This is a genomic window from Streptomyces sp. a15 (assembly GCF_059026085.1).
Genome location: NZ_JBWLKM010000282.1, coordinates 1 through 450, shown reverse-complemented (window position 1 = coordinate 450; position 450 = coordinate 1). Strand labels below are relative to the sequence as shown.

1 pseudogene is annotated in these 450 nt (G+C 69.3%); it reads left to right on the top strand.

Annotation, left to right across the window (positions count from 1 at the left end):
• Positions 1–127 precede the first annotated feature (127 nt).
• Positions 128–450: pseudogene (locus tag AC5P09_RS52145) on the top strand (hydroxylase); the annotation flags it as partial.

The window sequence follows — 450 nt, the reverse complement described above, 5'->3', positions numbered from 1 at the left end:
ATCGCCGACGTGACCGCCGCGCTGAAGGGCGTCCGGCGCATCTACTTCAGCATGAGCCTGTCGCCGTACTACACCGATGCCGTCAGCCTGATGGCCGCGGCGGCACGGGGCCCAGGGCGACATCGAGGTGTTCGTCAACATCTCCGAGTCCTACGCGCTCACCGGCCCGGAGCTGAAGGACATGCACGGGTTCGCGGAGGACTACGCGGCCGCGCTGGGACGCCAGGTCACGTACGTTCCCGAAGACGTCGAAACCTGGAACGAAACCTACGTCGACCCCGCCCTGGCCGCGCTCCCGCACACCGCCGAGCACCTGAAGACCCTGCCCCGGCTGATGGGCGGCGGCGGCTACCGCGGCACCACCGACCAGCTCGAAACCCTGCTCGGACGCCCGCCGAAGACCGTGCGGTGGGCGCTGGAGAACCATCCGCGCATCCGAAAGCTGGCGGC